Origin of the sequence: Carnobacterium jeotgali MS3, from assembly GCF_000745125.1 — a bacterium.
In the GTDB taxonomy this organism is placed as follows: domain Bacteria; phylum Bacillota; class Bacilli; order Lactobacillales; family Carnobacteriaceae; genus Carnobacterium_B; species Carnobacterium_B jeotgali.
On the sequence record NZ_JQNF01000010.1, the window covers coordinates 475,156 to 496,065 of the forward strand.

The following is a 20,910-nucleotide window of genomic DNA, read 5'->3' on the forward strand; positions in this document are numbered from 1 at the left end:
ATTATTTTCCAATAAGTTATTCTTTCTGTGGATGGAAATAAATTTACTTATAATCTACTCATTTTCCATTGTTGCTCCAATTACTTTGTTTCTCCCTTGATCTTTAGCCATGTATAAACAACGATCGGCTAGTCGAAAGAGTTTCTTCATATCTTTTTTTTGAGTAGAGGCAGCCAAACCAATCGATACAGTTATATAAATACCAGCTCCATTTTCTAATAAGAATTCTTTACTTGCTACACTAGCTCTGATTTTTTCAGCAGTCTTTTTTTGTTCAACATATGGCAGGTTGTTTAAAATTATACAGAATTCTTCTCCGCCAACACGATAGATCAGCTCATTGTCAGGAGCTCCAACTTGCAGGATTACTGCTAACTGTCGCAAGATAAAGTTTCCATTCGCATGTCCATAAGTATCATTGATCCATTTAAAATGATCAATATCCAACATCATAAAAGCAGTCGTAGCAATTGATTTATCCGCTTGAATCGTTTGCCATTTTTTATTAAATACTCTCATGTTGTACAATCCTGTCAAGTAATCCATTTGTGCTTGTTCTTGAATCTCTAAATACAAATGAAGGTTCTTTATCAAGTCTTCTATAAAAGCAGTTACTACAATAACTACGATACTCGAAAGAATCAACAAGCTGATGCAAATAAGAGAACTCAATAAAATATCATCATAGAAAAAAAACAAGTTTAAAGTAATCGCTGAAACACAAACCACATTAAGCCATGATAAAACAGCGTATTGATTAAACCGTTTCGTTAACTTACTACAGACATACGGCAATAAAAGACCCAGCACAATATACATAAATGCTGTTCGAGTCGAAGCAGGATTGACTCCCAATAACAAACGCAACACTGAAATCAAAAAAGCTGTTGGAATAGAAACTGTAGGTCCAAAATAGTAAACCAACAAAATTAAAATAATATGTCTAAAATCTATTATCGCTTCTTTAGGCAAGTTAACCGAAAAAAGCATTAAAATAAAATTTGTCATACTAGCTATTCCAATCATTATCAACTTTTTCTGCAGGTTAAGTGTATATTTTTTTTCTTTTGGAATCAATTTAACAAATATATAAGATGCTGTACAGAGAATCGAAATATTGGCAATAACACTCAAGAAAACAGATGACAGCATAAAAAAACTCCTTCCATCAGCCAGTCACAGAGAATAATAAAGTAAAGAAATTCAGTAATTACTTAACAACACTTTTTTATATTTTTTGAAGGTTTTCCAAAATAGTAACCTTGCTGAATCAAAATTCCTTGTTCTTTCAATTCATCACTTGTTGCTTGATCTTCAATACCTTCGACGATAAAACCGAGATGATAGTCTTCTGAAAATTGTTGCCACGCGTTCAAGAAAAGATGCAAGGTTTCTTCATTTAAATCTTTTTTAGCACATTTTACAATTGAAAATTTAATCTGATCTAGATAAGGAACATATTTTAAGACCTCATCTAAAGAATTCATACCTGAACTAACATCGTCCAATGCAATACAATAACCTTTTGCCTTAATTGATGCAAAAATAGAGTGGAATTTCTTATCAAACGTTAAAGAATCAACAGGTTCAATTGAAGCAGCAAATAATGGTGCTTCTTCTGTTATTTCGATGATCAATTGTTTAGCATATGGCTGCATGTTAGTGAAAAAAATATGGGCCTCCGGGTAAAATAATTGTTTTGGTGCAAAATTAATAGAAAATTGAATCGCTGGAAATGACTTTAACAACTGCACCAGTTCCTCTTGAAACCATACTAAAAATTGTTTGTGCTCTTCTTTATTATGAATAATGTTATCCATTTTCACTGCTGGATAATACGGATTTTGTTCTTTATTTCTTAATAAAATTTCATATCCAACAATTCGATTGTCTTGTACATCGAATTTAGGCTGGAAGTGAAGTTGAAATTCATCCATTTAAAGCCCTCCCCTTACTACTACTTCAATCGGTCATTTACGTAAGATAATAAGATGGCGCTACGTTTTTCATGTGACTATTTAAAATAGAGAATGGCTAAGGTTATAAATCACACTGAGTTCATAAGGAACAGTTAAATCTAATCTATCTATTATTATAATTAGCAAGTAACTCCTCAGAACTATAAACCTGCTGCTTTATATTGATATTTAGAATTTTTTTAGCTAAGGCATTAAAAGTATAGTGTTCGTCAATTACTACTATATAATCATAATTGGATAAAGTGGATATAAATTCTTCGTCTGAAATAATAAAGTTTTCAATTGCATCCACCTGATTTGAGTATAAGTAATATTTCCCTACATACTGAGTATAATAACTATCAATGCTTTCTTTATCTGCACTTACTATCAAATAACTAGCATTGTTCAAAACTTGGTTATCTCCAGTAATGTTTTTTATCAAATAAGGTATTTCATTCTCATAATTTTTATTACTGAACATCATCCCATTGCTTTCTGATAAAATTAATCCTGTAGAAAAGAATAACAATAAAATCGAACTGTATTGATAATATTTTTTTGTTTTGATACTTTTATAAGACCTATGATTTCGCATAGCAATAGTTTGTTCATAGAGAAGAGAATCCATTTCTTGTACAAGAGTTATAGACAGAATCCCTAAAGAAAAAATAACCATACTTGAAGCATATCTTTCAAACCCTGCTAATACTAAAGCTTCTTCTATAGGCATAGAAAATAAAAACATTCCTAGTATCCCTATATAATATAGAATAACTATAGCATCCGTCAAAAATAGCATCTTAATCAAGCTATTCTTTCTCTTAAATCCTACTCTAATAATTAAATATGCCCCAATAAAGATTACATTTACGAATATAATTCCTTGAGTAGATAAACTATGCCAATCTATAACAGTTGAAGTGAAAGTGTGTATAATCTGAGTGGTTATCTCGTTTGTTTTTTCTGCAAATATATCTTGATAAGAGCTAATATTCACACTATGTTTAGATACTTCTTCTGTAAATGTGTTTTTTACATGTACTTCCCATAATATAAACGTGGAAATAGAAAACATCACTGTTGAGCCAGTTCCCACAACTAGGAGTATTATTTTAGACTGTTCTTTATTGAAATTTTTTATGCTGGTGTACAAATAATAAATCAGCACGATCACAACAAAAAATAATCCGCTATTTTTAACAATAGCTAAAACTGATAATAACAGGATTGTATGAATCGAAGAAAGCAAAAAGTTTTTTCTCAACACATAAATGCCTGAAACAGCCGCTAGTGCTAACAGTGGCAATATAAAATCCACTAATAAGTTATTCATCCTAATAGCTATATTAAAATAATTAAATAGTGCTATAGTCAAAAATAGACTACTTGTCATAAGCGTTCTAGAAGAATCTCGTATAACTGAAAATAGAGAATAGAGTGCAGCCATAATAAGCATAAACTGTCCTAGCAACATAACGCCTTCATGATAACCAACAATTAAAGTAACATAATAAACAAACAGAGAAGATCCAATAGGATAGGATGTGAAGCTAATAATCCCTGTTGTCGCTGTAGGTAATGAAGCTTCTGTAATAAGGTACTTGACGATTACAGCCCAATGAGAAAAATTGTCATAGTGAACAAGACTGGATTGCAATAGAATAACAGAAAAAATCAAAAAATAACCGATCATCCATATTCTAGTCAAATCTAACGAAAAGAGCCTAATTTTACTATCATTTTTATCTCTAAATAGGTTCACACTAAAAAGAAGTAGCCCGATTAGAAACATAGCAATTGCAGTGCCAGATAAAAATCCTAATAAAGAAGCAATATACAAAACGATTATATTTGCACAAAAGACAACAATTAAAGACAGCTTTGATGGATAGCCAAACTTTCTTTCAATGTAAATTCGATACCCATACGTTGACAAACAAAACAGAAAAAAACGTAATACTATAATGATCATCTTTTGTTTCTCCAATCCTTTAATAAACTATGAAAAGCACTATCCTCAATTAGTTCATCTATATTCTCTACTAAATAAACATAATTCCCTGTACTTAAATCAGACACAGATAACGTAAGTTTAAACAGTACGTTTTTATATAGAACATCCATTTGTTTCTGCATGATATCTACACTATCACTTTGTATAACCATTGTCTGAAAATCAAATTCTTTTAATACTACAGAAGTATTCTGAATTTCAATGCTTTCATGCAGGGTAATTATTGGAAATTTAGATAATTTTTTGGGAGCAGCTATTTTTTTAATTGAAAAATGGTGCATAAAATTGTCTATTAAACCATCTAAAGGTGTTAGCCACACATCATGCTTCTTAGGCAAATATTGATTACTTCGATCATAAACCAATTGAAAATAGGCTTGTTTATTAGCACGTTCCGGTTTTTCAATCCAAACGCCATATAGCCACCCATCAGATTGTTCCATCAATCTGGCAATTTTCCCTCTAACCTCTACACTATTTATTTCTGTTTGTATGACAAAATTGAGCCATTCATCAGGTGGGAAATAAATTGGTTCTTCAGAAAAGAATGACAGCCCTTCTTCTGATATGTTTGTCGTATAGAGTGAATAACTATGGTTTAAGCAAGTTATCGTTATCGCTTCTTTGGCATAAAACCTTTCGAATTTACGATAAATTGGCCGGCCTAGAGAGAATAAAACGGCATATGCAAGATTCACTATATGATGTAATAACCAGAACGTAATAACACTGCCATACAATAATTCCGAACCGTATTTTCCATAATTAAATTTAACTAAACCGTAAAGTGAAAGGAGCAGCATTATTAGATGCGGAACTACAAATAACAATTCATATCGTGATTTGTTCACTGACTTTTTCGTAACCTTGAATTTTTTTTCTGTGATTCCAATAGACTCTAAAAATACAGGTATTACTAAATAAGGTGCAAAGATTGTTTCCTGTATCTCTCCCCAACGTTGCGATCTTATTTCGCCCGAGACGCTGGTCATAGCACTTTGTAATAAAAAATAACTAGGAAGCCAAAAACACATTAATATCCAAAAATCAGTATCAACTACACGAATGTTGAATACAGTAAATAAAATTGGAGCAAATACATACAAAAGACGCCTAAAAAATGACCACCAATACAAATAACTATTTAGAAAAACCAATTTCTGATTCCATTTAAAATTAGGATTAGTTAATATGCGTAAATTATAGATACTACGGATAACACCGCGTGCCCATCTTACACGCTGGTTCAAGACGCTTTGAAAATCAGTTGGGGTCAGCCCACTGGCCATTGGTTCAAGCGTTGAAATACTTCTATAGCCGCAACTATTTATTTTTGCCCCTAATTGAAAGTCTTCTGTAATCGTATTGGTTGGAAAACCGCCAGCCTCTTCAATCGCTTGTCTTAGGATCAATGTATTTGATCCTGTGTATATAGCTGTATCATGTGCATTATTTAATACATTTACTTCTCTAGAAAAGAAATCTTGTTCATTAGCTATTGAATTTTCTGAGAATAAATTATATTGAAAAATATCGGCATTGTAAAAACTTTGAGGGGTTTGAATAAAACCAAGGTGTTTATGATTAGGGTCATCTTTAACCTTGAAATCTTCCATAAAATAAGGAACGGTTTCCATTAAAAATTTTGAATAAGGTATCATATCTGCATCAAAAGTTGCAACTAATGGGGAATTCGTCATACTTAATGCATTATTCAAATTTCCTGATTTTGCATGCTTATTGTTTTCAAAACCTGCATATCCCACATTGAATTGTTTTGCCAATTCCTTAACTTCTTTTCTATTAGTATCATCAGATAAATAAATATGAACTTTTGAAGGATCAGGGTATTCCATATGAACACAGGCATTAACCGTTTTATATAATAAATCTACATCCTCATTGTGTGTTGCTATTATTACGTCTACATGCGGGTATGCTTCATTTTCTAGTACCGGTTTTTCCAATATTTTTTCTTTGCTCTTACTCCAAATCAAAATAAATGCTGTGAAATTTGAAACGACTTCACTCACCCAAAGTGCTATACCAAAAATAAGGGCAAATAATGATCCTGATAAAGGTAACGTAAAGAACAGTCTCCACACTAAATAAATGACTGAAAATAGAACAGCTGCTAAATAAAGTATCTTTTTATTATCTTTCATTTGACCACCTTATGAAAAACCCATTTTTTTTGAACATAAAAACTAATGACGAATAGTAATAAATCTATCACTACCTTTACTAGCGTAGGATTAAAATCCATTAGCACATTATGTACCAATGAAACGAATAAACTTGAGATAAATGTTTGTATAATAACTAGACCATAGTATTTAATAAAGCTATTAGAACTACCATTCTTAAAGACGATATAATTGTTTACCAGATAATTAAATAATGAAGATATACTGCGCGCAATATACGAAGCTATCGTGATAGCTTGAAAATTACTTTCTCCTATAAAATAAATAATTAAAGAAAAAATACTGATATCAATAAAAAAAGAAAAAACAGATGAAAAAAGATATTTAATAAAAACGGCATAAATAGCAATCGAATCGAACAAAGCATGAAAATGAGACGATTGATTTTCTTCAATGTAAACTGTTTTAATGGGCACTTCTACAATACGTACCTGTTGCTTTTTCGCTTCCAACAACATGCTCATTTCGTACTCAAATCTGTCACCTGAAGTATTTACTAACTGCTCCATAAAGAAACGGGGAATAACTCTTAATCCCGTTTGAGTATCTGTTAATTTAATTCCTGTTATGACTTTCATTATTCTCCTTGTTAGAAGATTTCCAAATTTACTTTTAAAAGGTACCTTCCCATCAAAACTTCTTACTCCCATAATTAATGCATCTTTATGAACATTAAAAGCATCAACACAAAAGACCATATCCTTGTATCGATGTTGTCCATCTGAGTCAATCGTGACGATTCCTTTAGCCTTTTCAAAATGCTTCAACACATAGTTCATAGCTGTCTTTAAAGCTCGTCCTTTACCAAAATTCTGTTCATGCGTTAGAACGATACAGTCAAATTTATCTTTTGCAATTTGAAAATACTTTTCAAATGCAATGCCACTCCCATCATCTACAATCACGATTGGTATTGTAACTGATTGCCTTGATCTAATAGTTTCCAACAAGCTTAGGAGCTTTTCATCTGGCTCTAAAGATGGTATGACAATTACTATATTTTCCATAATATTCCCCTTTAATTAACTAAGGTTTAAATTCTCAGCCTTTAACTTTCAAAAAATCATTGGATTCTTCAAAAATTAGATTCTTTTATTTATAGCACAGACTTTTTTTTTATTCCATTAATTTATACCGAAATCAATTTTTCCATTGATCTATTATGTCAATTTTGTTCACAATTAGTTATCATCAAATGATTTCTTTTTTTATCTTTACTATTTTCGCTCCTTTTTCATCCATATCAGTTAATACAACCCATTTAATTGTTCAACATTTCCTAAACTCATCTTAACTAACAATACAAAACCACTCATTGTAACAGATGTATTTCCAGATAGAATTCTCTTTAAAAAGCCTATAAATATAGGAAAAAAACAAACTATTTAGTAGTAAATTTAAATAACGATCTCTTTCATCTTGTTATTCAGTCTTTTATATTCTCTAATATGTGATATAATTAACAATAAATTCCAACATTTTAGAAATGGAGATTCGCTATGAAAGAAATCAGTTTAGGCTCTTCTGTTTACGAATTAGTTACCGCACATCCGGAAATCCAACATGTTTTATTTGACTTAGGTTTAAAAGATATTCAAACACCTGGCATGTTAACGACTGTGGGAAGGTATATGACTATTCCAAAGGGAGCAAAGATGAAAAAAGTTGATTTACAAGTCATTATTGATCAATTGGAACAATTAGGCTTTACCATTAAGGAGTGAATTTATGGAAAACAATACTGTTCAGCGTCAGAAAAAAATTGTTGAGATTTTAACGTTGCTTCATGAAGGCGGAGAGTTTGAAGAAGCCAAGCGTCTTTTTGATGAGTCTTTTGATGGGGTGGATGTCAGCGAAATTACAGCTGCAGAAAGAGAATTAATTGCTAGCGGTTTGGATCCTTCAGAAATCCAACATCTATGTAATGTTCATGCGGCTGTATTTAAAGGTTCCATTAGAGATATCCATCGTTCGAATTACGAACATGAACATCCGGGGCATCCTGTTCACACTTTAAAACTAGAAAACAGAGTAATCCGCTCACTCTTAGAAGATGAAATCCAAGAAGCTTTTGACCGATTTGCTACCGGTGACTTTTCTCAAAAAAAACGCCTGCAACACGCTCTATTAGACTTGATGCAAATTGATAAACATTATGCTCGAAAAGAAACGTTGATTTTTTCTTATATGGAACGGTACGGCATTACTGCACCCCCAAAAGTCATGTGGGGTGTTGATGACGATATACGCTCTGCGATCAAAGATGTGAACTTTTATTTAAGTAGCGAAAAATTTGCCATTAATCCTTTAAGAGACAAAATAGAGCACATTATAACAGAAGTTGATGAAATGATTTTTAAAGAAGAAGAAATCATGATTCCAATGGTTTTAGATGTGTTTTCCCTAGCAGATTGGCAATGGATTGCTGAAGACAGCTTAGATATTGGGTTTGCTTTTATCCCTAAGCCTTTGTCTTGGAAGCCGAGTAAAGATGCTCTAGCACAAGAAAAAGATCAGCAAGAAAATCGATCAGAAGCAGCAAAAAAAGCAGCAGCTATGACAGCAGCTATTTCTGAGGCCCCTCCTATTACCGAAACGGAACACTATGATTGGCAAGATAATTCATTAAGTAAAGGTTCTATCGTTTTACCAACAGGTGTCCTTCAATTAAAAGAATTAACGGCAATTTTTGGCGTTTTACCTGTAGATTTAACTTTCGTGGACAATGAAGATCGCGTTCGTTTCTATTCAGAAGGAAAGAATCGCGTTTTTCCCCGTACAAATTCTGTTATAGGACGCGAAGTGATCAACTGTCATCCACCTAAAAGTATGCATATGGTTCAGAAAATTCTTGATGATTTTAGAAGTGGAGAAAGAAATGAAGCCGAATTTTGGATTAATTTACGCGGAAAAATGATTTATATTCGTTATTTTGCTATTCACGATCCTGAAACAACTGACTACCTAGGCTGTTTAGAAGTCACACAAGATATTACCGAAATTCAAAAAATCCACGGAGAACATCGGTTGTTGAGTGAAAACAACTAGCCTTATTCACTAATATTAAAGTCAGGACAACTATTGGAACTAAGTCTATCAAACAACCCATCATTCCATATAAGGATGACAGGTTGTTTGATAGTTTTTTGGTTATCCTAAGCTAATTGTAAATTCAAAACCAGTTGGATTTTCTACAAAAGGTCTGCCAGCTTCTTTAAAGACAAGTTCAATTCCAGTAAGATCATCTGGCAAAGCAGGTGAAATAATATAGCTATGGCTCGCATGTTCTGTTGTTCCTCCGCCTCCTTCTGAATGGCAGAAATACGTATCATTAATAAACAAATCAAGCATATCAGGATAAAAGTTAGCATCTTCTTTCTCTTCCCAATCCATATGCAAGTATAGTACGCTAGCGTTAGCATATTGCCGAATAAAGGTCACCGTATACATAACTCCATCATTTTCATAAATCTTAAGTACTGGCACATATTTTTTGAATTTGACAGGCACAACCATTGGCTTGAGACTATCTTCCATTGCCATTGTTGTAAAGAGCGATTGTAAATACTCTTCCTGGAGGTCGTACTCGTCGGCCAACCTAGAAATCACCTCATCTGGTGGAAAAATTGTATTTTTCCCCAGAACTTCTTTACGTTGGTTTAATAAATCACAAATCTTTTCATCAATCAGGAAAAAACGTTCATCATAATGATTTGTTGATCCTTCATTTGATTCAAATTTCATACTTAATTCCTCCATTTTTCTATTTAAAGAATTGGTTCGTTGCTTCTATAGTAATAAAGATGACGAAGTTGCTGAAGTTCTATTTTATCTTGATCATTTTTTATTTTCGTACTACTACTGTTACGAACAGAAATTATTTTTGAATCGGTCCCAGCAATAGTGTTGCCCATGAATCGTGGAGTGATTCTTGGTCAGATGTTTGGAACAATCCAGCGTAGACATCGCGTAGTAAACGAGATAATTCGGTATCATTGTAATATGAACGCCCACCACTTGCTCTTACCATTTCCTCGACCGTTTTGATAGACGCTTCAACAGAATAGTTTTTAATAGCTGACAAGCGCGGCATCCATAAGTCTCCATGATCACTATCATTTTCGACATCGTCTGCTAGTACATCAATTTGAGGCTGAATGCTATCTAGAATTAAAGCAGATTCTGCGATACGCCAACGAATATTTTTATCTTGATCGTACGTCGTTCCTTGAGCGATTGATTTGCGTTTTTTCACACTTACAATTCCTAATTCCAGCGCACGTTTTCCAATTCCATGGTATGTTGCTGCTAGTAAAATTTCAAAATGAGAAAATATTCCAAAAACAACTGGGTCAAAACTTGGTCCAGGTTCTACTTTTGTTAATATGCTTTCTTTTGAGGCATAAGCACCAGCTAAATCCACACTATACGATTGCGTTGCACGCATACCAAGTGTATCCCAATCTGGTTTGATTTTAATTGTTTTAGCATTGTTTTCTACATACGCAAAAACTGATTGCGGGTCGCCATTATTTTCGTCCATGCCGTAAGTCACCATACGAGAGCATTCGGCAACCATTGATATAAACACTTTAGGCCCATAAAATCGATAGCCGCCATCTTCTTCCAGTTTTGCTTCACAAATAGATCCGAATAAAACCCGATCATTGGCCGGTTCAGAGATAGCAAATGACAACAAGTGTCCTTCTACTGCATCTTTTAAAATTTGTTCTCCTTTTTTATTTCCATGGCGTACCATATATTTTCCTACACCTACAATAATTTGATGCATGTTAATACCTAAGGCAGTAGCAGGAGCTGCTTTTGCTAGACGAGTTTGCTCGTGAGCAATTTCTTTCAGACTCAAACCATGTCCCCCATATTCTTTGGGTACAAAAGCTTTATAATATCCCGCTTCTTTTAATGCAACATGATCTTCATGCGGAAAGCTATTCTCTTTGTCGTACATTTCAGCACGACTATGTATTCCTTTTAGAAGTTCTTCATTTAAAAACACGCAATCTTCCTCTCTCCTATTTAAAACTTTCTCATTAAACATAATGCAAGTTATAACCAATCTGCAAGTTTCTATCAAAAAAATAAGGCGAGAAGTGATAATCCATCCGTTTCTTTTCTTCTTAACTATAAGATTAGTTTGATAGAACGGCTTTTTCAAAATTACAGGTTATTCTTTAAAATACAGTTTTGTCTTTAATAAAAAGCAGCACTATTTGTACACAATAGTGCTGCTTTTTAGACGTATTTAGTTTTTTTAATTCTTATCCGATACTAAAATTAGTTTCTTACTTCATCCTATTTTTTTATAATCCACTGTTTGTTCAAAATGAGCTACAGCACCAATCAGATTGGCATCATTGTTAAACTTACACACTTCAATTACTAGTTTTAAATCTTCTGCCTTCTGACGCTCTAAGTAAAAGGCTGCTCTTTCATTCAGACGTTGAATAAGGTCTTTGCGTGTGGATAAACCGCCACCGATTACAACCATATCTGGATTAAAGCTGACAGAAAGATTATAAATCCCCAGTGCCAGCGCATCAATAAGACCATCCACATATTTCATCGCAATTGGCTCACCTCTATCAGCTTCTTGGAAAAGAAATTTTCCATCAACCACTACATCTAAGCCTAATTCTTTACTATAACGTTCAGCAGTATGTACCGGACTTCCCATTTCACTCAATGTATGCTTACCATCCAAGAGCATGTACCCAAATTCACCGCCAAATAAATCTTTGCCTTTAAATAGCTTTCGATCAATGATTACTGAACCACCGATACCTGAACCAATAACAATAAATAAAGCATGTTGGATGTCTTTTGCGGCTCCAAGCCATAACTCTGCTAACGCTGCACAGTTTGCATCATTTTCCATTGAAACGGGTACACCAAATAAATCTTCCCATTCCTTCTTGATTGGAAAATAATGAAGATAGGGAACTGCACTGATGCCACTAATGGTTCCTTCTATCGCATCAACAGCTCCTGGAGCACTAATTGCGACACCATCTATTGAATAATTTTCGCTAAATGAGTGGTAAACTCCTAACATTTCTTCTTTCATATCGTTCCAACTTTTTGGTGTAGTAAATGAAGCTTTATTGCTTAAATTTTCGTTTTCCCATAACCCATATTTCACTGCAGATCCGCCAATATCAAACACTACAATACTCATATATTCACTCTCCATCATTTTAATAATAACGTTTTCATTACCGCGGTATTTCAGTTTCTCTGTATTCAAAATTTCCTATTAGCTATTCTTTCTTATAAGGAAAAAGCCAAGCAAAGAGCTAACCTCTAAACTGGCCTTTTTACTTATCTATTTTTTACAGAATAAACCGTTCGTTTAATTTTATTTAATCGCGATTCAATACCATTTCCACCGAAAACTCATCATAGCGATGAATTGAAGTAGAAAACTCAAACGCATTTCCTGTATCTAAGTACCCAACTTGTTCTGCTACAGCTACAGGATCTCCATTTTCAATTCCAAGCTCCTCTGCTTCACTATTTTTGGCTTTGCGCACAGAAACTGTTCTGTGCGCACTTTGAATCTTCAGAAGTAATTCATTTTCAATGTATTCGTAAATCGATCCTTTGATATTTTTTTCTTTAATACCTGGTATAAGATCAATAGGCATATACATTTTTTCTATTACAATTGGTCTATCATCAACATAACGAACACGACCAATATCATACACAAAAGTGTCTTCCGTAAGATTCAGTTTTTTAGCTGCATGTTCTGGTGCCGTCACAATTGAAAAGTTTAATATTTTACTAAAAACTTTTTTATCAGAATAAAGAGCCGTTGTCCCACGAAATTGATTTGCCATAGCAATACGCTCAATTTCTTCAGGATTCAAATCTTTTACAAAGGTTCCAGAACCTCGCCTTTTAATGATCAGGCCTTCTGTAACTAAAATATCTACTGCTTTTTTGATTGTCATTTTACTAGACTCGTAATGTATGCACAAATCTTTTTCAAAAGGTAGTCGCTGGTTGGCAATGTATTCGCCTTTTAAAATTTTATTGCGGATATCATTAGAAATAATCATATATTTTTTCATTTTTCCATTGCCCCTTTCGCTACCAATTTTTTTACAACCTATCAGTTTTTGCAGAAACAGTCTCTACCTTTAGTATAGCGAAATCTTTATTTTTTAACAATCCATCTTAGAAAATGAATTATTGATTTTATTAGTTAAAATTATAGACGAGTCAAGTCTTCTAGTATTTCAAAATGATTATTTTGTGTGACTTCTTTAAACCAATAACCAGATTTCTTGATGGTTTTCACTTGTGTATGAATATTATTAGCGATAAAACCATATCGATTACGGTAAGCATTTTTCCATGACCAACAATCAATAGGAGTCCACAAATGGTAGCCAAAACAATTTGATCCCTCTTCTATTCCTTTCGCCAACCAATACAGATGTTCTTGAATAAATTGGATTCGGTAATCATCTTCAATTACACCCTCTTCATTTAAATAACGTTCTTCTCTTGAAACACCCATTCCATTCTCCGATACGAACCATGGAATATTGTCATAATTATCTCTGATATTTAGTGCAATATCATGTAATGCTTTAGGATAGATTTCCCAACCTTTATCTACATTCATTCGTCGTCCAGGCATCTCATAGTTATCAAAATATTTCGTCGGCATCCAATCTACAGCTAAACTATTTGAAGAGATACTTGGTTGTTTGACTCTGCTAGGATGATAGAAATTGACACCAAGAACATCTATCGTGTTGGCTTTGATAATGCTCAATTCGTCATCAGTAGAATCCCACAACACACCGTCTTTTTCTAGAATACCCACTAATTCTTCAGGAAATTGTCCTTTTGTAGAAGCACCTAAAAACATATCATTCATCCATAAATTGGCAAAATGAGCTGCTGCTAGATCTTCTGGCGAATCTGTTGCTGGGTAAGAAGGGGTTAAATTTAAGATATTGCCTATTCTGCCCTTAGGATTTGTATTAATTTCGTGATAAGCCGCAATAGCTTTAGCAGAAGCTAGCGTGATGTTATAGGCAACTTGTACCGCTTTTCTTCCATCAACGATATTAGGATAATGGAACTGATACAAGTATGCGCCATCCACAATGACTAATGGTTCATTAAATGTAAACCAATCCTCTACACGATCACCAAACAACCTGAAACATTGTGCAGCAAATTTCGCAAACAAATCAACTACATGTTTTGATTCCCATCCACCGTGTTTCTCTTGCAATTCTACAGGCAGATCAAAATGCAACAAATTCATAACTGGTCTGATACCTTGTGCCAGACATTCATCAATGACTGCATTATAGAAACGCACTGCATCTTCATTGACGGTTCCTTCTTCTAAGTCGTCTATCAAGCGAGACCATTGAATGGATGTACGAAAAGAGTTCAAACCAATCTCTTTCATCATCGCAATATCTTGTTTATAGCTGTTGTAAAAGTTAGAAGCGGTATCTGGTCCTACTTGATTGTAGAACGCTTCTGGCTCAATTTCATACCAATGATCAAACACATTTGCGTGTTGTTTGTTGAAACGCCCTTCACTTTGTGGACCAGATGTTGCGGCCCCCCACCAAAAATCTTTCGGAAATTCAATTTTCATTTCTTCTCATCCTAACTATTGTCTATTTTTCTTTCAAGTGATAGATACGGCTCGCATAGTCTCCAGGCATATCGCGACTCCAATATTCATGAGCACGTCCGATATAATTTTCTCCCAATATCAATCCAGCTTGCATCAAATCATCACCATAACGGTCCACCTTGCCTTCATTGATTCGATACAACTTATCTTCTTTTAACCCCATTAATTGTATGCGTTCATACACAGGATTCGGTTTTGCTAACACTTGATATACACCAACTAAAGCTTCCGTTTGGTCAAGAGATACAACCATCCAGGCTGTTACATTTTCTTCAAATGGACTTTTCAAACGATAAAATGTCCCTTGATGGATTAACTGTTGCCATTCTTTTACTTGCTTGATTTGTTCTTTGATAATCTTTTTATCTGTCTCGTTTAACTTTGTACTATCTAGCTCATATCCAAAAGTTCCAAACGCTGCCACATCCCCACGCATTTTTAATGACGTCGTACGTGCAACCTGGTGATTCGGTACTTCTGAGACATGGCTTCCAATGGCAGACAAAGGATAAATAAATGATGTTCCGTATTGGATCTTCAACCGCTCAACTGCATCAGTATCGTCACTCGTCCAGGTTTGTGGTGCATAATACAATAGACCAGGATCAAAACGTCCGCCACCTCCTGCACAGGATTCAATCAGTAATTCCGGATACTTCGCCAGAATTTTTTCATACAAAGCATAGACACCTAAAATATACCGATGCATCACTTCTCTTTGTTTTTCGGCAGGTAAATTTTGTGAGTAGGCTTCGGAAATGTAGCGGTTCATATCCCATTTTATATAATCAATCTCGTTACTGTTAAGTATCGCATCCATCTGATCAAAGATATTCTCCACAACTTCTGGGCGAGAAAAGTCTAATACATATTGATTTCTTCCATGAGAAATGTTTTTTTCTGGATGCCCGATGACCCATTCTGGGTGAGCATCATGAATCGGTGTCCCAACAGATACCATTTCAGGCTCGAACCAAAGACCAAATTTCAAGTCCATTGCATGTATTTTTTGAGCTAATCCCAGAATTCCATTAGGCAACTTTTCTTTATCTACTGCCCAGTTTCCTAACGAACTAGAGTCATCATCACGTTTTCCAAACCAGCCATCATCTAATACGAAAAGATCAATACCTAAGGACTTCGCATCTCCAGCTATTTCTAAGATTTTTGTTTCATCAAAATCAAAGTAAGTAGCTTCCCAGTTGTTGATAAGAATCGGTCTTTCCCGTTTTGCCCACTTGGGATTAATCAATTGTTCTCGATACAATGTATGGAAGGTTTGACTCATTCCATTTAACCCTTTATCACTGTAAACCATTACGGCTTCTGGTGTGGTAAAGGTTTCTCTAGCGCTTAGCTTCCACTCAAAATGATGAGGATTAATCCCCATCATTGCGCGTGTCACATCATACGTATCGACCTCAACTTGAGCTAAGAAATTCCCACTGTAGACAAAACTGAAACCAAATACCTCTCCTCTGTGTTCAGTTGCATCTTTTTTGGCAAGTGCAAAAAAGGGATTATGAGCATGACTACTAGCTCCTCGTGTACTAGAAATATTTTGTACTCCTGTAATCAGCGCTTTTCTCTCTACTTGTGCTTCTCGAGCCCAAGCACCATGCAAATGAACAAAGTCATAGTCTGCAGTTGGGAAATCGATGTTTAAACTCATCAAACGTTCAACTCTAACGGAATGTGTTCCTTGGTTTTCCAACATTGCATGCCTTGTTATGACACTCAATTCATGAAACACAGTGTAAGAAAGAGTCAACATTACATCAGAATAATGATCTTTCAATTGGATTTCTAATGTAGTCGCTTCATTTGAAGTAGCAAAGGTTGAAGGCATCCCTTCAATTTTTTTCTTTCCTTCTACAACTGAATAGGCTTGATACTCGAAGTGACTGATGTGATCTCCATCTGGGTAACGAAGTTCAATAGCTGGATAGCGAAAGTCCGTTGTCCCGTATGCCGGCATTTCTTGTTTAATATGCTCCAAGGACGTCGTATAATTATCGACCTTTAAATTGTTTGATGGTCGCACTTCCCGTTCAATCAAATGAGCAAATGAATTGCGGTGTCGGATAGCTTTTCCAACGTATAATTGTTCCAACACGTTTGTCTCTTCCATAACCCGAAATAGATAACTTATTTTCCCATTTGTAAGATGAAACTCTTTTGTATCTTCATTGACAAGAACATAGTTAGTCATACTGTACTCCTTTAATTCATTTTTAGAGGTAATCTCTTATTAGCAAAGTTTAATATTATCGTTCATTTGCCTTTACGTGTAATCCTTTTTGAACCATCATCCAATAAAGACTAGGAACCAAAAAGACAAATAGTACTAAGTTAAAGTAGGCTATGCCCATTGAACTCCATGTCAGCATTAAAACAAACAAACTTTTGAATGGATTACGAATCATGTAGTCCAACGTATAGGCATAGAACCATTTTCCGTCATATGGCCCTTGTTTATACTCATATAAGGCAATCGCTAGCACTAAAAAAGTATGGTAAAGAGAGAATAACGTCAAAATGGTTACTACTAAGAAAATACTTATACTATGCAAATAACCCATATAAAGACCTAATAGACTGGCTAAACACATACTTAACAATATTGTCCATACAAATGATAGTACTTTATCAAAAGGGATATTCTTTCTTGTTTTTTTTGCTCTATCTTGCTCAGCAAATTTATCAATTGGAACAAGAACGACTCTTTCTTGTAAAAAAGACAGTGCACTTCTTGCTGCATCTGCAAAACCATAAATGAGACCCGAACGTATGAGTTTGCCCCAATAACGGACAGATCCGATGACAAACAGATGGGTCATCTCAATAGATCGAATCAATTTGGGGGCTTTTTTCATCTTCATTCTTCCTCTCTAAAGTTAATTGTTTATTTTACTGAACCGGCTACACCGTTATAAATATATTTTTGCAATGAAAGGAACACAATTAGAATTGGTATAATAACAATCATGACACCAGCTAGAATTACTGGCCAATTGGTTCCATAAGGTCCTTTAAATGCGAATAATGCTGTTGAAATAACTTTTAATTCTCGTCCTGGCATGTAAAGGAACGGATTGTAGAAATCATTATAGACACCAACTCCGCTAATAATAAGCATCGTTACAATTGGTGCTTTTAAGTTTGGTAAAATGATTTTCCAGAAAATTTGGAAATAAGATGCTCCATCTAAAATAGCCGATTCGTCTAATGAAATAGGAATCTCATCTAGATACTGCATAAAGATGTAAAGTGCAATAACATCTGTTCCTAAGTTTAAGACGATAACTGACCAAATCGTATTGAACAATCCTAATCCTTCAATAATTTGGAACGTTGCAACTTGACTTGTGATTCCTGGAATCAACATAGCTGTCATGAACAACGTTAGGATGATTTTCTTAAAACGGAAATCAAAACGATTCATCGCATAAGCAAACATTGATCCTAATGTTAACTTTCCAACCATACTAACAACAAAAATAAATAACGTATTCTTAAATCCTGTTAGCATTTGACCATCAACAAAAGCCGTAATGTAATTGGTAAAGTCTAATTTTTGAGGCAATGCTAAAACTCCTGATGACAAAAACTCCTCATTAGACTTAAATGAACCAATTAACACCACTAATATTGGCAATAATGCTACTATGACCCCTAAAGAAAGGACTACATATTTGAATACACTTCCAAATGAAAATTGGATTTTCTTTTTTTTCTTTTTATATCTTACTTCTGTTAGTTCCATGTCCTACCTCTTTTCTCGTATGGCTAAACGTTGGATTACAGTAACAACAATCACGATCAACAAAAGAATGATTCCCATTGCAGAAGCCAAACCAGTCTTATTGTACTTAAAGGCTGTTGAAATCGTTTGAATGACAAATGTCGTTGTTCCGTTAGAACCGCCTGTCATAATATAAGGAATATCGAATACGCTTAATGAGCCGCTGATTCCTAAAATGATATTTAAAAAGATAATGTTTTTTATACTCGGGACAATAATATAAAGAAATTTATCCCATTGACTGGCTCCATCAATATCTGCTGCTTCATAGATTTCAGGATTGACTGATTGGATGGCACCTAAGAAAATTAAGAAGTTAAAACCGGTATATCGCCAAACTGAAGTAAACGCTAAAGCAATATTATTGATTGAACGATCCCCTAACCAAAGACGAATTTGCCCATCTAACCCTAAGAATGACAAGACCGTATCTAACGTACCTCCACCTTTGTAGAAGTATAGAAAGATAAATCCAATAGCTACACCATTTAATAGATAAGGGAAAAATAGAACTCCTTTCCAAAAATTAGCGAATTTCACTTTGAATGACAACAACGTTGCAAATAATAGCGCAATACCTAATTGGAAAAATGTAGCGATGAAGTAATACAAACTCGTTTTAAAAACAGCAAAATAATTTGGATTTGTCAAAACCGTTCGATAATTGTCTGCTCCAACAAATTTTGGATTAGGCGTGATTCCATTCCAATCGGTCAAACTGTACTGGAACATTTTTATTAACGGATAATAAGAAAACAACAGCAGTAAAGCAACTGGAATGATAGTAAATAAGAAAATGAGCAACTTTTTTTCTGTATTTTGATTTAACTTTATTTTATGCACAGGATACCCCTCCATTAATAAATCGAGCGTCCCAACGAAACCGGGACGCTCCTTTCACTCAATTAATTGTTGCCAACTGTTTTGATTGCATCAGCCCAACGTGTATTAAATTCTTTCATAATATCTTCAAATGATTCATCTGAATTTCCTATACCAGCATCAATAATGCGTTGTTTTTCTAAATCAGTAGAGCCTACGCCTAATTCAGACATATTATTAACATCTGGAAATAGTGATTCTTTTCCTTCAGGTGCTGGGTTTTCTTCTAATAAGATAACACCTGCATCTTGGCTAGCTTGTAACGCTGATGGATAATCTCCACCTATTACAGCTGGCAATCCACCATTATCTACCGCATAATCAGATTCATTCACTAACCAGTCTAATAACGTACGTGCAGCTTCTTTATGTTCACTGTTCACATTAATAGCTAAGTTATAGTCTCCACCAATACCCATATATTGTTTACCATCTTCAGCTGTGGTTGGGAAAGTTTGGAATGTGATATTTTCTGAATTTTCTGGAACGATATCTTGAATTTGTGGTACAGCCCAGCTTCCTAAAACCATGACCCCGATTTTGCCGTTTGCCATATCCACTTTAGATTGTTCCCAGTCAGATGTTGTTGGGTCTGCTTCAATCAATTTTTTATTTGCTACTTGATACAATGTGTCATAAATCGTATACATTGTATCGCCTTTTTCAAATGGTGCAGGATCTTGAGCTAATTTTGTTGTTACATCTGGATCACCAGAAACTCCTGTACGTGTGAAGTCCCAGTTTGATAATGTCCACCCTGCAGCATAGTTTGTGTATAGCGGCGTTACATCAGGTGTTTTTTCTTTGATTGTTTCTAAAGCAGCAATGAAGTCTTCTTGTGTTTTAGGGAACTCATTGATCCCAGCATCTTTGAATACTTGCATGTTTACAACCATACCAGTTGCATTCATTTGTGATGGAATACCATATTGAACGCCTTCGAATGAACGGTCATTCAGTCCCATATATGTTTTGCTTAACTCTTCTTTGTCTCCTAATGGTTCAAAGAATAATTCAAAATCTTGTGGTGCAATATCAGCCGGTAGCATCAATAAATCTCCGTATTCTTTTGTATTCATACGTGTTTTCATTTGTCCTGCATAATCGGTAATGGTTTCAATTTTCACTTTGATATCGGGATTTTCCTTATTGAACTCTGCTATGTAGTCATCCCATTTGCCATTCGTTTCCCAGTCTGTCTTATGGTTGATGAACGTAATGGTTTCAACACCATCTGCTGCGTCAGTTTCCTTTGTACTTTCTCCCCCACATGCAGCTAATCCTACAACAGACGCGATTGCCAAACTTGCTAAACCAACTTTACTAAAAACGGAATTTCTTTTCAT

Annotated in this window: 17 protein-coding genes; 2 read left to right on the forward strand and 15 right to left on the reverse strand. The window is 34.5% G+C overall.

Going from position 1 to position 20,910, the window contains the following annotated elements; genetic code table 11:
• Window positions 1-54: 54 nt before the first annotated feature.
• The 5 genes from BP18_RS09800 to BP18_RS09820 form a co-directional block, all read right to left on the reverse strand.
• Window positions 55-1,152 (reverse strand): GGDEF domain-containing protein, encoded by a 1,098-nt coding sequence (locus tag BP18_RS09800; protein ID WP_007725092.1) that lies wholly within the window; start codon window positions 1,150-1,152, stop codon window positions 55-57.
• Window positions 1,153-1,214: 62 nt separating this feature from the next.
• Entirely contained in the window at window positions 1,215-1,937 is a 723-nt protein-coding gene (locus BP18_RS09805) for an EAL domain-containing protein (protein WP_007725093.1), read from the reverse strand.
• Window positions 1,938-2,082: 145 nt separating this feature from the next.
• Window positions 2,083-3,933, reverse strand: coding sequence for a hypothetical protein (locus tag BP18_RS09810; protein ID WP_007725096.1), 1,851 nt, complete (start codon window positions 3,931-3,933; stop codon window positions 2,083-2,085).
• Entirely contained in the window at window positions 3,930-6,140 is a 2,211-nt protein-coding gene (locus tag BP18_RS09815; RefSeq protein WP_007725098.1) for a glycosyltransferase, read from the reverse strand. Before BP18_RS09815 ends, BP18_RS09810 begins: the two co-directional genes overlap by 4 nt.
• Window positions 6,137-7,189 (reverse strand): bifunctional glycosyltransferase family 2/GtrA family protein, encoded by a 1,053-nt coding sequence (locus tag BP18_RS09820; RefSeq protein ID WP_007725100.1) that lies wholly within the window; start codon window positions 7,187-7,189, stop codon window positions 6,137-6,139. Before BP18_RS09820 ends, BP18_RS09815 begins: the two co-directional genes overlap by 4 nt.
• A 492-nt stretch (window positions 7,190-7,681) precedes the next feature.
• On the opposite strand from BP18_RS09820, the gene BP18_RS09825 reads away from it, so the two are divergent.
• Complete coding sequence (locus BP18_RS09825; RefSeq protein WP_007725102.1) at window positions 7,682-7,906, forward strand: DUF1858 domain-containing protein; 225 nt, start codon at window positions 7,682-7,684, stop codon at window positions 7,904-7,906.
• Between the two features lie 4 nt (window positions 7,907-7,910).
• Window positions 7,911-9,230, forward strand: coding sequence for a DUF438 domain-containing protein (locus tag BP18_RS09830; protein ID WP_007725104.1), 1,320 nt, complete (start codon window positions 7,911-7,913; stop codon window positions 9,228-9,230).
• Between the two features lie 102 nt (window positions 9,231-9,332).
• Here BP18_RS09830 and BP18_RS09835 read toward each other — a convergent pair whose 3' ends face one another.
• The 10 genes from BP18_RS09835 to BP18_RS09880 all read right to left on the reverse strand — a co-directional run bounded on the left by BP18_RS09835 (window position 9,333) and on the right by BP18_RS09880 (window position 20,910).
• Window positions 9,333-9,926 (reverse strand): chorismate mutase family protein, encoded by a 594-nt coding sequence (locus tag BP18_RS09835; protein ID WP_007725106.1) that lies wholly within the window; start codon window positions 9,924-9,926, stop codon window positions 9,333-9,335.
• Window positions 9,927-10,059: 133 nt separating this feature from the next.
• Complete coding sequence (locus BP18_RS09840) at window positions 10,060-11,199, reverse strand: acyl-CoA dehydrogenase family protein (RefSeq protein WP_007725108.1); 1,140 nt, start codon at window positions 11,197-11,199, stop codon at window positions 10,060-10,062.
• Window positions 11,200-11,490: 291 nt separating this feature from the next.
• Window positions 11,491-12,378, reverse strand: a complete 888-nt coding sequence (locus BP18_RS09845) for an ROK family protein (RefSeq protein ID WP_007725110.1) — start codon at window positions 12,376-12,378, stop codon at window positions 11,491-11,493.
• A gap of 184 nt (window positions 12,379-12,562) precedes the next feature.
• The gene (locus BP18_RS09850) at window positions 12,563-13,276 is read right to left on the reverse strand and encodes a GntR family transcriptional regulator (protein WP_007725116.1); all 714 of its coding nucleotides are present in this window, start codon (window positions 13,274-13,276) and stop codon (window positions 12,563-12,565) included.
• 140 nt (window positions 13,277-13,416) lie between these two features.
• Complete coding sequence (locus BP18_RS09855; RefSeq protein ID WP_007725119.1) at window positions 13,417-14,835, reverse strand: glycoside hydrolase family 1 protein; 1,419 nt, start codon at window positions 14,833-14,835, stop codon at window positions 13,417-13,419.
• Window positions 14,836-14,857: 22 nt separating this feature from the next.
• Window positions 14,858-17,089, reverse strand: coding sequence for an alpha-galactosidase (locus BP18_RS09860; RefSeq protein WP_007725122.1), 2,232 nt, complete (start codon window positions 17,087-17,089; stop codon window positions 14,858-14,860).
• Between the two features lie 55 nt (window positions 17,090-17,144).
• Window positions 17,145-17,753 carry a hypothetical protein gene (locus tag BP18_RS09865; RefSeq protein WP_007725125.1) on the reverse strand — a complete coding sequence of 203 codons (609 nt, stop codon included), beginning with the start codon at window positions 17,751-17,753 and terminating at the stop codon, window positions 17,145-17,147.
• Between the two features lie 29 nt (window positions 17,754-17,782).
• Window positions 17,783-18,643 (reverse strand): carbohydrate ABC transporter permease, encoded by an 861-nt coding sequence (locus BP18_RS09870; protein ID WP_051669187.1) that lies wholly within the window; start codon window positions 18,641-18,643, stop codon window positions 17,783-17,785.
• A gap of 3 nt (window positions 18,644-18,646) precedes the next feature.
• On the reverse strand, window positions 18,647-19,540 hold the full coding sequence (locus tag BP18_RS09875; RefSeq protein ID WP_407921364.1) for a carbohydrate ABC transporter permease: 894 nt from the start codon (window positions 19,538-19,540) through the stop codon (window positions 18,647-18,649).
• Between the two features lie 47 nt (window positions 19,541-19,587).
• Window positions 19,588-20,910 carry an ABC transporter substrate-binding protein gene (locus BP18_RS09880; protein ID WP_029276172.1) on the reverse strand — a complete coding sequence of 441 codons (1,323 nt, stop codon included), beginning with the start codon at window positions 20,908-20,910 and terminating at the stop codon, window positions 19,588-19,590.